The sequence below is a fragment of the Proteus appendicitidis genome, assembly GCF_030271835.1.
Lineage (GTDB): Bacteria > Pseudomonadota > Gammaproteobacteria > Enterobacterales > Enterobacteriaceae > Proteus > Proteus appendicitidis.
Map to the genome: position 1 here is coordinate 3,575,505 of NZ_CP127389.1, position 15,594 is coordinate 3,591,098.

Annotated in this window: 7 protein-coding genes; all 7 read right to left on the reverse strand. The window is 37.3% G+C overall.

What is annotated here, in order from left to right; genetic code table 11:
* Nucleotides 1-60: 60 nt before the first annotated feature.
* On the reverse strand, nucleotides 61-2,916 hold the full coding sequence (locus QQS39_RS16390) for a cytotoxic necrotizing factor Rho-activating domain-containing protein (protein ID WP_285804954.1): 2,856 nt from the start codon (nucleotides 2,914-2,916) through the stop codon (nucleotides 61-63).
* Between the two features lie 34 nt (nucleotides 2,917-2,950).
* On the reverse strand, nucleotides 2,951-3,208 hold the full coding sequence (gene lysC / locus QQS39_RS18745; protein ID WP_432711545.1) for an Rz1-like lysis system protein LysC: 258 nt from the start codon (nucleotides 3,206-3,208) through the stop codon (nucleotides 2,951-2,953).
* The gene (locus QQS39_RS16395; protein ID WP_285804955.1) at nucleotides 3,138-3,506 is read right to left on the reverse strand and encodes a hypothetical protein; all 369 of its coding nucleotides are present in this window, start codon (nucleotides 3,504-3,506) and stop codon (nucleotides 3,138-3,140) included. The genes lysC and QQS39_RS16395 overlap by 71 nt, the downstream gene beginning before the upstream one ends.
* Nucleotides 3,503-3,892, reverse strand: coding sequence for a M15 family metallopeptidase (locus QQS39_RS16400; RefSeq protein WP_109373280.1), 390 nt, complete (start codon nucleotides 3,890-3,892; stop codon nucleotides 3,503-3,505). Before QQS39_RS16400 ends, QQS39_RS16395 begins: the two co-directional genes overlap by 4 nt.
* Nucleotides 3,889-4,206 carry a phage holin family protein gene (locus QQS39_RS16405; protein WP_285804956.1) on the reverse strand — a complete coding sequence of 106 codons (318 nt, stop codon included), beginning with the start codon at nucleotides 4,204-4,206 and terminating at the stop codon, nucleotides 3,889-3,891. Before QQS39_RS16405 ends, QQS39_RS16400 begins: the two co-directional genes overlap by 4 nt.
* Before the next feature lie 62 nt (nucleotides 4,207-4,268).
* Nucleotides 4,269-8,600: a SpvB/TcaC N-terminal domain-containing protein gene (locus QQS39_RS16410; RefSeq protein ID WP_285804957.1), complete on the reverse strand. Its 4,332-nt coding sequence runs from the start codon at nucleotides 8,598-8,600 to the stop codon at nucleotides 4,269-4,271.
* 55 nt (nucleotides 8,601-8,655) lie between these two features.
* Nucleotides 8,656-15,522 carry a Tc toxin subunit A-related protein gene (locus QQS39_RS16415; protein WP_285804958.1) on the reverse strand — a complete coding sequence of 2,289 codons (6,867 nt, stop codon included), beginning with the start codon at nucleotides 15,520-15,522 and terminating at the stop codon, nucleotides 8,656-8,658.
* Between the last annotated feature and the right edge of the window lie 72 nt (nucleotides 15,523-15,594).

Here is a 15,594-nt window from a genome sequence, read left to right on the forward strand (position 1 = left end):
ACGTGATTACAATATAGCAATATACAGTCGTAATTGATGTCATTCTGTAATTGCGATGTATTAATGTAAACGAGTTTTCATTGAGTTAAGAACACTAATTTTGTTCGTCTTCATATCGATAGTCACATCTTCCGACAATACTTTCACATTAACTTTTCCTGAATTCTTGGCCAATAGAGCATAACTATAACCAGCCCTGCCGGAGAAACTAGGCAACTTAGCTTCAAGATTATAATCAAATGCAGCGACATTTTCTTGGACATGATCGATCTTCGTGCCTTGTTTCCCAAGATAAGTTATTGCCGAATTTTCAAACTCACTTAATGTACCAATCAAGTCATTATTGTGATCCCCTGATACCGATAAATTCTTACCTGATAAGGCATTAAGGCTGGTTTGTGCTGTTTTCACTCCCTGAATCCCCGTTTTCCAGTTATTATCACCAGGTCTTTGTCCAGTATGTAACGCATAGAATTTCTCTTTATCTACAGCGTATAGCATTGTACAGCCACTCAAAGCTCCTGAAGTGATCACTAATGGTTTCCCCTCCTTAATATCATTCAACCGAATGCTAATACCTACACTGCCAGACATACCACTCATAACTTTAATGGCGGTAAGATTATCAGAAAGTGTTTTATGCCCCCAATAAGTTCCTATTGTTCCAGAACCGTATTCGTTGGACGTAACCTTAGAGCCATAGAAAATATGAACAGCATTGTAAAAATTACCTCCTTCTTGTAATAATTGCGGACTGTACTCTCTTACTACGGGATTATGCCCAACCGAATCAAATCGATTAATGACGAATGGCAATGTCGCCTCAGCACTCTCGTTATTACTCCCCACAAATAATCCACGATTTCGTAGAGGAGTAATAGATCCCTTTTGTAGTTTCGTATCATCTGATGAAAAGAAAAGAGAAAAGCTGCTACTAGGCATTCGCCCATCAGGATCACGCAATGTCACAGAGTTATTACGCACCATGCGGTATAAATTCAGCCCATCCACCGTACCTGCCGGATCGGCGCTTAGCCAACGACCAATCCACGGTTGATAATAACGATAACCGTAGTAATAAAGCCCCGTAGCGTCTTTTTCTTTGCCTGAATAACGAATAGTTTTGTAATTGGCTTCTACTGCATTTTGGCTAAACCAAATCGCGGTACCCCCATAAGGGTAATACTCTTCATAACTGACTAATTGCCCTTGACCATCGGTTTCTAATCCACTGTTACCCACACCATCATCATAGCTATAACGCAGTTGGTTATTCTTGATCCCTTTTGGGAAACCCACTTTCCAACATAAGGCTCTTACATTTCCTGTTATATCAACCACCTCTCGATGTTCGGTAAGATGCCCCCCTTCCGTTGATTGCCATATTTCTAAATTCGGTAAATAGTGAGTTTCCGTGATAATCTGCCGTCCTGATAATCTCTGTACCTGTTGTTTTATTAATCGTTGAGATGCGCTTGCATAAACATAGTGTTCTGAATTCCCGCTCTTATTCACTTGTGCCAATGTACCGCGAAGATCCCACTGCAATGCATCGCCCGTTGATAAATATTTCTGATTACCTAAAGCATCAAATTGCTGATCAATCTGTTCGATAGCCACCTGTTGTGTTTCAAGTAATGCCCGATTGGTTTTATTGGAGACACTGATATTTTGGGTAAAACTTTGTTGTGCAATAGCAGAGTTATGGCGAATTTGCGTTAAATTACCCCCACGATCATAAGCGTATAAACGCGTATAATTGGTATAACTTTGTGCATCTTTCACTAATGTAGTGACTGATTGAGATTGCATTGAAGCGGGTGTTTTTTGATTGGCAGATTCACGCCCTGTGGCACTCACTAATTGATACAGAGAGTCATACACATAACGATTTTCAGGCACTATTTTCTGGTTACGCCAGTAGCGAGTGGCTTCAGCATCATTTTTCAGACAGATAATATTGCCGACCGGATCGTACTCATAACGCAGATCTTGCATTATCTTCGCACCCAAAACATGCTCTTGAGGACGCTGGGTTTTGACATGCAGCAAGCGCTGAGTTTCAGGCTCGTATTCATAAGTGGTGACTAATCCATTACCGTGCTCTACACGTAATTTTTGCCCTGCTGCCGAGTAATCGATCGCTTTAATCACGAGTTGTTTTTTATCGCTTTGTAATTGCACACTACTTTGTTTTAAAAAACCCGCTCTATCGTATTTCCATTCACGCTCATGCCCGGCAGCATCAATTTGTTTTAATAACTGACCTGTAGCATCATAAATATTGCGCGTTTGATATTGAGAATGTGCGGGTGTTTTAACGGTATTCGCAGTGATAAACCGTAATTCAATTAAATGTTGCCCTGTTAAGGCATAAGCACCATATTCTGTTCTTCCAGCAAGAAAGTCATGATGAGTACATTTACCGACGGAGTTATTGGCAATATTTTTATTATCAGCCCCACCCCAAGTAAAACGCTCTTTTAATATCTGTTTGGACGTCGGGGAAGACTCCATAATCGCCATAAGTTGTGAAACAAACTCTGGCTTTGTATAGTGATATTCCGTCACTAGCCCCAACCCATTAATATCCATCACTTTTTTGTTTTCAATATCACTGATATTGACACTATTACCACTATCTACACTTTTAGTTGCAGACAATAATCCGCCTAAACTCACCACTTGCTGAATATTCGCTTGAATAGTTGAGTCTGATTGTTGTGTTTTATACAATCTTGCATCAATACTGCGTTCTAAATAGCCGCGCGCATGATAATGGTGACGCGTAATACGCTCATCGGTTTTATTAATTGTGTCAGGATGACGGCAATAATTAATTTCACGAATTGTTGATCCGCGATTATCAAGCACCACCACGGTTGGGGTGCTTGTGTGTAATTGTTGGTTTAACATCTTTTTAATTCCTTAATTTGCTTTCTTTTATAAATTAGCTCGTAAGCACTGAGCTGACTTGCTGACTTTTGGCTGCTAATATTTCTGCGATCGCTTTTTTATCGGTATTACATTTCTCTAATATCAACAATAACCGCGCCACATAATCGGGATAATCCCCCCACACTTGCACATTAAAAAATGGTGCAGAACACGGCTGTAGCAAGTGTGTGGGTACAAACTTATTGGGCGCTTCCACGACGGTTGAGGGTGCTTTGTTGCAGCTGGATAACAGCATTAGGCACAGGCTCATTAGCACAAGGCGCTTGAGCCAAAAGCTGCCGTAACTCTTGACGTATAGCATGATTTTCTTCCTCTAAATAACGTTGTTCCTCTTGTTGGTGCGTAAGTGTTTCAGAGACTTTTTCTGCTTGCTTGTGCCATTGAATTAATTGTGATTGCAATGTGCGTTGTTGATATTCAAGCTGACTGTTTTGCTCTGAAAGTCGATTAATTTGGTTGTATTGATAGCGAAGTACTAATAAAGCAACAACAATCATGATCGCTATCCCCCCTTTAATACCTAAACGTAAAAAAGCACTCATATTCATGGATATGCTCCGCGACATAATTCGTAATGAGGTCCATCACGAAACGACACCCAATCTCCGCCCCAATTAATTGAAATACCTAATTGATAAGCGGCTTTCTTCATCGCTTTTGATACTGATTCAAACGCTGACCAATCTTGCCAAGGAATAACACCATTCACTAACGGGACAATATCCACGGCATGACCCGTTAAATGTCGGCTATTGAGGGTTTTGCTTTTACCTTCTTTCATCAACTCTTTTTGTCGAATCAATGAACGCACTCCTTCAATCACCACAAAATCGTATTCACTGAATGTCAGAGCCAGATAAACAATACGTACTAAATCTTGATGTACGTCGTTTAAATTATTTTGACTACGTTGACTTAATGTATAGGTATTCATTTAGGCTCCTTAAGATTGTTCATGCCAAAAATACGATTCCATAGCCAAATCAATGTCGTGCTCCCCATTGATCCAAAAAGCCCTGCAATCATGTAAGACATATAGCGACTTGCACCACTTTCAAAACTTAATAATCCGCCTAATAATCCTGTAAACACTGAAATCACGATCTGGCTACCAATGCCACACCAAGACCACTTAATTTGTTTTTGTCTAATTTCCATTAAATACCTCACGATACCTCCCCAGGCTGAAAATCCACCGATAATCATCCAAGCCAGCGCATCGCTTTCAGATGTGATTGCTACCAGCATAATAAAATTCCTAAATAAAGCGGATAAAACGGTAGCCCCCATTTATCCGCAAAATAAATCACCTACACTAGGGTGTCATTTTCATCTTCCTGAGCCACAAACCACGGTGTCACTATCGTATTACGCTGATAGTTCTTTGCGGTATTCACTCGATATAAGCGACCTAATGCATCGTAATAATGGGTATCCGCAAAACGATTGGGTTGAGATGAACTCTCCGAAATATAACGCCAGTCATTAAGAAAATAAGGCTGATAAACACGCTTTACATTTCCTTTGTTGTCATATTCTGTTTCACCTGAAATTGCCCAACGTGTTGTGGTACTTTTTTGTTGTGCCTGTTGCGTACGATCAACCACTAATCCACCTTTTTCACTACGCAAAAAGGACTCGCCCGCTTCAACTCTGACGGACGTTTGCAATAAGCGACCAAAACCATCGCTAAAAGTGATTTGTTGGCGAATTTGCTGTTGTGAGTCTCTGTCATAACGGTCGGTCATGATTTGCAGCGCATGAGGTGGCATTTTTGAGGATGCTGACATCCAACTGTCTGTTACATACACAAACCCCATGGCGATAGGCAGTGCCGAAGTCAATGCTAAAGCATCTTCTACGGTTGTCGGCATAATGAAGCTTTTATCGCTATAACCACTTTGTTGACCATTTTCGGTACCTGAAAAGCGTGTTGTGGTAACACGACCAAAGCCATCAAAGGTCACTTGATGAAGATTGTGGTTTTCATCAGTGATTGAATTAGGTGATAAAAAACGCCAATCATAAGTAAGATGGAAATCTTGTACGCTCAAAGGGGACTCTTTCCCCATTAATACACAAAATTGCTTATCCCATAACAGCTTATAGTCACAAGAGAGTGTCGTTTTTTTGTACACCAGTGGCTTATAAAACTGAGCTAATGAGCCATAGGCTTTAACGCCTAATAACGTTTTTACCCACAGTTTTTTGCCTTTTTCTGACGTATCCGCAAATAAATAGTCTTTTTGCTGATAACCCGCGTTTTTCATCACTTCATCCAGTTTTAAATCTGGATAAGGTTGTGAAATAGCTTTTGCGGTTTCTTCGTCTAATTCTGCGGTTTCGCTATACGCTAAACGCACAGGGAAATCGGGTTCTGCTAATGTCGCATTACCACTCGCATCCAGATAAGCAAACTGTTGTTGCCCAGCAAATACCGAAGCTGCTTTTTGTGCCAACAAACTGTCAGTTGCTAGTAAGGCTTCTACATTCAAGCCATTCTTAGGCTGCTTTTCTGCTCCATATGTCCAAATATCCTGACGACTTGCGTTAGTAATACCCAGTTGATAAACCTGTTTTTCAGGGGGATTAATATGATCACATGTTTGACGCGATAAGCTTAAGCGTAAGTTTTGTTGCTGTTCGTCATAACTGGATGCCCATAACGTTTCAGGCAAGCTTTCATAATGCTGATAAGGATTTTTTGCACCTTTAGCGCGTCTTGGATAATCAATTGCAACCGCTTTGGTCACAACACCATAGGCGTCTTGCTCTAATGTGATTTGTTGATGACAAGACGGATCAGCGGCAATACGTTCATAATGGTATGTACGATTTTCCACCACTGAAGGCATCACCACTGGTGAGCGCCCTTGTGTTTCAATTAAACGCACTTGTGGGCGTTGTTCCGTAACGGCATAAGGCACATCGGATACAACGGTATTGTCTAAACTATAGACTTCTTTTCTGAGTAACTGACCTTGTAGCCCACGCTCAAACCAATACGTATATTGTTGATGTAGTGAGTCGTCGCAGATCTTTTCTCGGCTTCCTGCACCTTGGGTAAAACGTGGTGAGAAGTGAGGAAATGCCGCACTGTCACCTTGCCAAAACTCATTATAAAACTCGGCATCAATCACAGATTTACCCGTTAAAAACCACTGACGCGTTAACGCACTCGGTGTTTTATCCGTGGTATTTTCTTCGCTTTTAAAGGATTCTGCATTGGTGGCTTCTACACAACCAAAACCACGAAACTCTTTCTCTTTACCATCCCAAACACCATGACGATAATTAAACGTTTGTGTTAACTGGCTTTGGGTTACCTCATCCACTGTGTCGATTTTCCACAATGTATGTAATGCAAAAGGTAAGTGGCTAACCGCTTTGCCTTTGCTCTGTTGTTGGCGAGTTGATTTCTCATCTAACCAATATTGCGCTGAACTGCGGTAATGCAGATTTTGAATTAGCCCCATATTGTTATTAATCGATGTTAATAACCATGGTTTTTGATTTTGCAAAGACAGCACCCAATGCTGTGGCACAGGATATGATTTAGTCAGTAAAATACTGGCAACACCAAGGCCTTGCACATCGGCAACTTGTAGCTGGCAATGGCTATCAAAACGCATATTTTTAGGTAATGCGATATCATCGCCACGCACAAATTGATTGCCACTTTGGTTAAAATAAACCTCTAAATGGGTCGATTGGGCGTAAATAATATCGGTTGTACCACTACCATCTAAATCGGCTAAATAGAGCTGATTAGGATTAAATTTAAGGCGATCCGCAGAGAAACCAGGAATAGTAATAGGTGAACTAAATTTACCCTCACCTAAATGCACCCAACAGGTTACACCTTGATAATCCACTTTAATTAGATGTTGTTGACCTGAACCCAACACGTCACTAAATGCCACTAAAGTACGACGATTAATATTCTTAATCGGCAAAATCACACCATCTGTTTGCATTACCTCTTTACTTTTTTTCCAGCCTTGCGCAGAGCCTGCATAAAGACGAATACTACGAGGACCAATTAAAGCTAAATCAGCAAAACCACTACCTGTTAATGAAGTGATTTCAGCTCTCGGGTGAAAATACTCCACAGGGATTGCATCAAGTGGCACAAAATTCAACCAATTTTCTGCATTGGTTTCATCTTGAGTGTAATAACCATTCACATCACCTTGGGTAACTAACCATTCCAGTTTTCCATCACCCGTCACGTCGGTCAGTATGGCTGAATTTCGCAATGACGGAATAACAGGAAGCTTTTTCGCGTTATCCCATGTTATGGCATTAGGATTTTGCTTATCTTCTTTTCTAATCGGTGCGCGATACCACCAAGCGCTGCTATCTTGATAAAGTACCCCCGCAAGCCCTTCGCCAAATAGATCGACATATTGATAAGGTTGTTGTGGCGTAAATGACGCAAGTTCATCAAGTGATTGCCACTGTGCTTGTTGAGTCGCACCGACCCTTTGCCAATCAAATTTTACTGGCGGTAATGTCACTAACGATTGAGTGTCTTTATTATCATTAAACGCTGATTGTTGTGCTGAAACTAAAACAGTCCCTGATGCTGACTCATCGTAAGTGAGCGTTAATCTGGCAACTAATTCTGGCGTTTCTGCTAGTGGTGTTTGTTTTTCTAAACTTTCAATACGGTGATACATCAGCACTTGGCGACATAAACGACGAGTACGAACTTCAAAACCGTAATGGAAAAGTGAAAAGCAGTCTTTACGCAATGCCCATGTTGAATTGCTCTGCCACTGTGGATAGGTGGCTAATGCACTACTACGCTCACCGTAATCAAATACCAGTGTAAATAACGCATTGTTAGGTAATGTGTTATCGGTTTTGACACAAGAAAAAGCACGCTCACCGATAGAATTACCGTAATACACTTTGTCTAAATAGCGTTGTGTATTGGCATTGGTATGTGATTGAATTTCTTGTTTATCACAACCTTGTTCATCTTCAGGGCGATAGTGATATTCAATTTGTTCACCGGTTGCTGAAACTGACGCATTTAGGTTCCATTGAGCGATATGCGCACTGTTTTGACTATCTACAATCTGTGCTGTGGTTTCATAACCAAATAAATGTGCATCCCCATTTGCGCTATACATTACCCAAAATTGGGTTGGCGTATTCGCTGGTGATTTGCTGTCATTGAGTGACCAATATTCGAAACGACTAAAGCTTTTTTCAATACGAGCGCGATAAGCGATCACTTGATATTGATGGGCTAATTTTACGCCTAATAATTCATTGTGATGTGTTGCTTCAACTTCACCTTTTTTATTCATCATCGGCACAATAACTTCGCCATCAGCACCAATAAACTCATCTAATTGAGTATAAGTTGGCACACCTTTTGAAGTACGACGACGAATCGACATCACACCCACAGACCAACCAAAGCCAAAAGTGCCATTACCGGCTTGATTTTGATAACTTAGGCCTAAAGAAGGGGCATAACCACGGCCTTGGCTAATGGGCAACGGCAAGCTAAAAGTGGCTGCGCCATCAGGGCCAACAGCGCCCATATTGCCGGTTAATCCCGTGACTGCGCCGCCCCCTTTGGGTAAATTTGGCGCATCAAAGGTCAATTTCTCTGAATTTTGCATGTAAAGCTCCTGACAGGCTCCCTAAGGAGCCTGTAATTAATTAAGATTTGGATAATTAACGAATGGTGTAATTAATGTGGAGAATGATATCGCTCAGTGTCAGTAACATCTCTTTTTGCTTATCTGTCGCATCAGGGAAGCTTAAAGTCAGTGTACTGGTGTCATTCACTGGTAAACCTTCAAATGGTAGATAACGATCATCATTGAAATTCAGTTGGAATTGACCACTGTCATTCATGCCATGAGAAATCGCAATTGCACTACAACCTCGTGGTTTCACCGCACTACCGCCATAATTCAGTACAGCTCTAATATTCTGATATGTGCCTGTTAACGCTGGCAATGTCACACTAATTTGTTTAACACGGCGTAATTGACCTAAATCAGCAGGGTAATCTTTGTCGATAGCTAAATCAGAGAGCTTAATCGATGCCTGTAATTGACCATTTTTCAGCGTGATACCATTTTCTGCCGTACCTAGCTGAGTTTTCGATTTATTAATCACCTCTGCCACTTGCTCAAAGCCAAACTTATTACTGCCTAAACCTTGATACACATCGGCCAACGATACAATCTTGGTGATTTCCAACACTCGTTTATCTTTTTCAAGGTAGCTATTTTCCATTTGAGTCAGGTTATGCATTAAGCTTTCACCCGCCATTAAACCAGAATAATTACCTTGCCATGCACCAGGTCGAATAAAGGTTTGTGTTTCACCTAAATCATACTGATAAGCCCACTCTGCCATACGACAACGAGATACCGTTAAATCGTAGAAAGGCTTATAAATCGCCATTAATTTACCGCGTAACCAGTTATACAGCGCTTTATTGGTAAATTTATTTTGTAAGAAGGTTAAATGCTCTTGCGTTTGTTGTTGCTGTAATTTCACACTATCTAATTGCAGACTCATGGCTTGCTGGCGAACGGCTAATGCAGCAAGTTGAGCATCAAACTGATCTAATTCAGATTGTGCTGAATCACGTAATGAACCCCACTCTTCACGACGACGACGATAAGCCTCTGATTGACTTAATCGGTCTGCCGCAATACGAGTTGCAGAGCCAGACAATTGTAGACCAATCGATGTAGCATTAAAGATAGCGCCTAGACGCGAGCCACCAACAGCCATACCATAAATATTGGGTATAAGATCTGCAGCAGCGGCAGCCATATTTAACCCTTGGCTGGCGGTATTGAGCACAGAAGAACTCAAATAGAGATCCATCGCTTGTTGCTCTGCCGTACTAATATTCTGATTATATAATTTGCTATAATAATCAAGGCGTTTTTTAGTACCTAAACGCAGATCCTGTAATGCTTTTTTGCTATATTCAAATTCTTCCAAAGTTTTCTGCTGATATTTAATATTTTGCAGAATAATTTCGCTACCTTGTGTGGCAAATAATTCAGCTAATGCTTGAGCATCTTGACGTTCAGTTATGCTAAATAATGAGTTACCAAACTGCATTAATTGATTTACTGCCGATTTTGCACTGGTCAAAATAGCAGGGAAACGCTGAACGGGAACCATCACTTTTGGCAATACACCGTTCTCTTGTGATTGATTCACTGCTGTATTTTGCAACATTTTAGGATCTACTGGCGTTGCATACATTGGCAACGACAATGGTTGCCCATCAATCGATAAATTGTGACGTAAGTTAAATAAACGCGCTTTTAACGTGTTGTGATATTGCGCTAACTTCTCATTAATTTGTGGCAAAAACAGCGATGTTAATGAATTTGCTGTCCGCGGTGATGCCGCTTCTTCGCTTTCTTCATTGATAGCGCGTGTTGGCTGTTCTGTTTTTGATGCCGCATCGGTTAATTTAGGTGCTGACCAAACGTTATTGCCTAATAACTCAGTTTCATCACCCAATAATTTCAGCGCCTGCATATACCACATTTTAGCTTCATTTAAAGTATCACGCTCCAATAGGCGATAAGCGCTGTCGCCCCGCGCCACAAAAATATCAAGGCACTTCATAAAGGTAGCCAATTTATAATGCATAGGATCAGTTTGCGCGACTGCATCAGGATCAGTTGAATCCAGTTGTTCCTTGTCCCAAGCTGTATTAGCTAATAATGGCTGTGAATTCCAAATACGATAAGAATGAGTATCACTATCAATATAACCGTTTGGATTAAATACATAACGCAACCAACGGCTAGCTTCATCGTAATTTTGTCCTTCTAACATCACATTGGCTAACATCATCGGGGTGTAATAGAACAGTTCCCAAAAGTAGAGAGCATTAGCACCATTAAAATCCATCGGTACATCAGCGCCTTTTTCCAAAGCAGGTTCTGGCAGTCTCTGAGAGCTTAACGTTAAAATAGCATCAATTCCGTTATTCGCACGTTTGACTAATTGACGTGCAAATAATGTATTTAAACGCACTAACACAGGTTCATTTTCTACTGTCATTGAAATATATTGAGCATGCTTTTTATTTGTTTTTAGGCTAATAATACTCTCGTTTATATGTTCTAATTCACTGACTTTAAAGTAACATTGGCTTTCAGAAATAATTTTTTGGCTCTTATTAACCGCAGTTACATTTGCAGTTAATATAAACTCACCATTGTCATTAAATTCACTCAGAGGCACATCAAGCTTAAGCTCTTTATTTTTACTATTAAAGCTGTTACTACCTTCAATTAAAGAAGTATTCGCGTTAGACCATTGTTCAAGAGAGTAGGTCACTTTGTGATCTGGGCTAGAAGATAATGTTATCTTAATATCATTAACTATTTCTTTATCGCTATAGGAAACTTTATTTAACTTATTAATAGTTAATGGGTAAGATATTTGTTTCCCATATGCTCCCATAAGCAATTGACTCGTTGCTTCTCCTGAAATATAAAAAATAAATCTTGGTGTTTCTTTATTTAGAAAACTTTGTAACGAGAAGTTACCCAATTCATTAGAAAGCGTAAAGGCAACATTGTTTTTCGATGTATATTTTAATAAACCATTTGACTGTTTAGTGAAGAACGACAGTTCTACATTATAATCTCCTCCATTGTTAATATCTGAACCTTTAATTAGCGTACCTTTAGCATTATCATAAATAAAAAAGTAAACTGTATTCTTTTTAATATCGAAACCTAAATAATAGCTATAATCCGTTTTTCCACTAAAAGAAAGAGTTAATAATTTACCAACACTACCTGAAGTATAAACAATATCTTCTAACATAGAGCCATCTTTTAATAAGCCTTTAAAGATATCTTGAATAGGTCCAGGAGCAAGATGACCATAATCGATATTACAGTTAATAAAAGCAGAAAGATAACAAGATAATGTTTCATTTTTAGACTCTACATTTACGCCATTAATTAGACTTCCTGATAGAGAAACATTTTGAGAATCAGTTGTTTTTATATCATCGATAGGATCATGAGATATTGAGTAAGCTAATTCACCTCTTAATACAAAACTATTATTAATATTCTTAGTAAGTTCTTCACCAGCTATATCAAATTCAGACTTCACATTAATATAAATGTTTTTTGCATGTTCCTTATTTGAATCTGAGACATTAGAAAATACCATTTCATTATTAATAGAATAAACTTGATACTCCTTATTTTCATCTTTATAACTATCACTGGTGATATAAGTTAAAAAATATAACTTATCAAGTTCTTGGTCGTAGCTTAAATGAAAATTACCTTTTTTATTGTCCATAATATTATCAGACAATTGGAAATTAACAGATGTGCTCCAAGTACCATCATAACGGATGTGTGATAAATTCAAACTATAACTTGTCTGCTTAGAAAGTGGTGTAGATGTACTTTTTTCTTTATTTTCAGACTCTTTATTTTCAATTTCTTTCTGTTCAATCCAAGCAACATATAATCGATTATTAAAAATAACAGGACGAATTAAATTATTGTAAGGGTTCGCACCATTCTCAATTTTAGTCCACTCTGTCCAAGCATTGGCTGCCATGACGCCTTTTTTGATTTTACTATGATCCGCACTACGCCAATAATAACTGGCTTTTTCTGATGCATTACAACCAATAAAATAAGTGTATCCTTCTTTTAATGTCACACCATCATGATAACCACTAATTACTTCTAAATTAGCTATTTGCTCAAAAGACGTTAAATATGTTTTAAATGCATCATCAATAGTATCACTATTAATACTATTTTGACTGATCGTCTGTAACAGCGTATCCATCATTTTAGTTTGACCAATACGTACTGTAGGATCAACATAGTTTTCAGGATAATATGCTAATAAAGAGATACCACTCCAAGTGCTATAACGCTTATTGTATTTATCCCAATCTCTGAAAAATTGACGAGAAGCAACAGGTGTATTAGTGTTTTTTTCATTCAACGATAAAAATTCATTAATATATAACTGTATGCTTGCAATAGCTTGCTCTATCTTTGTGGTTTTTATTTCAGATGAAACTTTATTGTCAATTAATAAATAATTATAAATATCATCGCTATTTAATAAGTTTAATTCACTAAATTGATGAATATAAAACGCACTGAATACAACACTTTCTTTTTCATCCACTTTATCTTTTAGCAAAATAACTTGTTGAGCATTTAACCCGCTTTGTAAAACTTTACTAATTCTATCCCAATTTAAGTAGTCTTTTTCTTTATTCTCACTTGTAGAAAATTTTAACTGAGTTAATAGACTAAAATTATTTGGTGTGATATTAAATGTTTTAATCATATCAATATAGCTAGAGATTTCTTTGATATTATCAAATTTAATTTCATCACCCAGTTTTAATAAAGAGATAATTTGCTCAATTACCGCATCAGAGACTCCATATGCCTTTGATAAAATTGAAACTGTTCCATAACCTCTAAAAAGGTTAATTAGCTCATCTTTATTATTTATTTTATCTAAATAGAAACGATGGAATTCAGATATATCTTTTATTGATTCGATATTAGGAAGGACAGATTTATAATTAAGTAAACGTTTTTCTCCCAATATATATATTTCGTTTTCATTTAATCCTAACTTAGTAAATATAGAAATTATTTGACATAACATTTGTATATAAGTGACAAGGTTATTTTTGTCATCCAATGTTTTATCATCCTTGTTTACCAAGTTTTTAAAATCATCAATAGATAAGTTTAATGTCCCATTACTATCGAGATATTTCCATACAGCATTGGCAACACTTAAAGAAGGAAAGGATAAATGATAACCTAGTATAGGCAAATAGCACGGAATAATTTCCCGGTCAGTTAATTCATTATCATCAGAAAACTTAACATTCATTAGCTCTTCAATAATGTTTTTCATTTCATTTGTATAAGATAAATCATATTTCTTCGCTGTCATTAAATATAGCTCTGAAACACTCAGTTTATACTCTTTAATAAACTTGCAATAATTATCTATTGTATAAATTAAATTACCTGCATCATCTGATAAAGATTGTTTATTAATAGGTTTATTGAAAGGCTCAGGTAACATATCAAGTAATAAAGAAAGAGAATAAATATCTAGATCATGTACCGTTGCTAATAAATACACTCGATATAAAAGTGATATATTTTCTATAGAACAAGTAAATTCAGTTGGCTTGCCAAAAGCTAATTTCCACATAGCGACAATGCCAATATCATCGACATGAAATGCGCGTTTTAAGGTATTAATACGTATAATGTCATTTGGAGATGATGAATTAAAATCAAGTGCTTTATTATCTGCAATAAATTTATTTTCACCTAATGGAGGGGAATTAAATAAAACATCAAATAGCGATAAAGAGTTATTCAATGTGTATTGATTAATATTAGCACCATTAAGTACTATAGATTGCTCAACATTAATATTGTATTTCTCCATAATATATTGCACATGAAGAATAGAACGGATAATCTCAGAATCAATATTATTATCATTATTTTTTGTTTTAATTAAAATAATTAGATTATCAAAAGAGATCCCCGTTGCTTTATGCAAGCGAATGATCTTATTTAAGAACAACATATCTTTTGAAGATAATTCATCATTTAATTTAAGTGTATTAAGTAAGAGTGATATTTCTTCTTCTGCAATAGAATAATATTCCGATAGGAATTTTAAATTATTTTTTAAACTGACATATTTATTGCCAAAATTTTTCTCTATTAGTTCATCAATATTATCATCAGAGATTACCTCTGTTAAAATAGCATATAATTCAGGAGAAATAGATGAGCTAATCGTTGAGATCCATTCTGTATCTAAAATATCTAGATGATCTTTAGCTTTTACCAATTTATCAACTAAGCCATCACGTAATAATAATGTTTGTCGAATAGTTTCATAAGGTCGATGATAAGGATTTTCACCCATTACGCGGGTTGTTGCTAACTCTTGAAATAAATCTTTACCACTACCTAATTTACTCTGCAATGCTGTGGTTAAAATTTGATTTGATAAAGAGAGGGTAGAAACTTCTTTATCCATATTATCTTGAGATAACACTAATTGCGCTAAATCAGGGCGACGTTTATCCAAATGATAAATTGAATTTTCTGCATCTAAGGCTTTTGCTTCACGATAAAGCTCGGTTAAATAACCAGCCGGTGAAAACATCGATGCAACCGATTTAGAATCAACATAATGGTTGTCTCGATTTGGGAGCCAATCACCTAATGCACGGCTTTGTGCTGATTGTGGTTGAACACCTAACATCACGGCATTTTGCACTTGTGGGTTATTACGTGCTAAATGATGAGCTTCATTAAGCTTATTAATTTTTGTTGCTTCTTGTGCATGTGTATATAATATTTTTGCCTCATGCCAACTTAATTTCTCTTCGCTTAATGCACGAATTTCATGAAGTGACAATGGTGCTAATTCTTTTAATGTAATCACTTCTGAAGTAGAAGCGTTCATTTTCGTTAAAAGTGTATTAATGTTTTTCATTAAATATTTTCCTAATATAATTTAATTTAAAATTAAGAGAATGGAATCATCATTTCATCTCGAAAATTAAAA

Excerpts from the sequence above, each read along its gene's own strand:
- QQS39_RS16390 (WP_285804954.1), bottom strand. The coding sequence starts at position 2,916 with ATGTTAAACCAACAATTACACACAAGCACCCCAACCGTGGTGGTGCTT.
- lysC (WP_432711545.1), bottom strand. The coding sequence starts at position 3,208 with ATGAGCCTGTGCCTAATGCTGTTATCCAGCTGCAACAAAGCACCCTCA.
- QQS39_RS16395 (WP_285804955.1), bottom strand. The coding sequence starts at position 3,506 with ATGAATATGAGTGCTTTTTTACGTTTAGGTATTAAAGGGGGGATAGCG.
- QQS39_RS16400 (WP_109373280.1), bottom strand. The coding sequence starts at position 3,892 with ATGAATACCTATACATTAAGTCAACGTAGTCAAAATAATTTAAACGAC.
- QQS39_RS16405 (WP_285804956.1), bottom strand. The coding sequence starts at position 4,206 with ATGCTGGTAGCAATCACATCTGAAAGCGATGCGCTGGCTTGGATGATT.
- QQS39_RS16410 (WP_285804957.1), bottom strand. The coding sequence starts at position 8,600 with ATGCAAAATTCAGAGAAATTGACCTTTGATGCGCCAAATTTACCCAAA.
- QQS39_RS16415 (WP_285804958.1), bottom strand. The coding sequence starts at position 15,522 with ATGAAAAACATTAATACACTTTTAACGAAAATGAACGCTTCTACTTCA.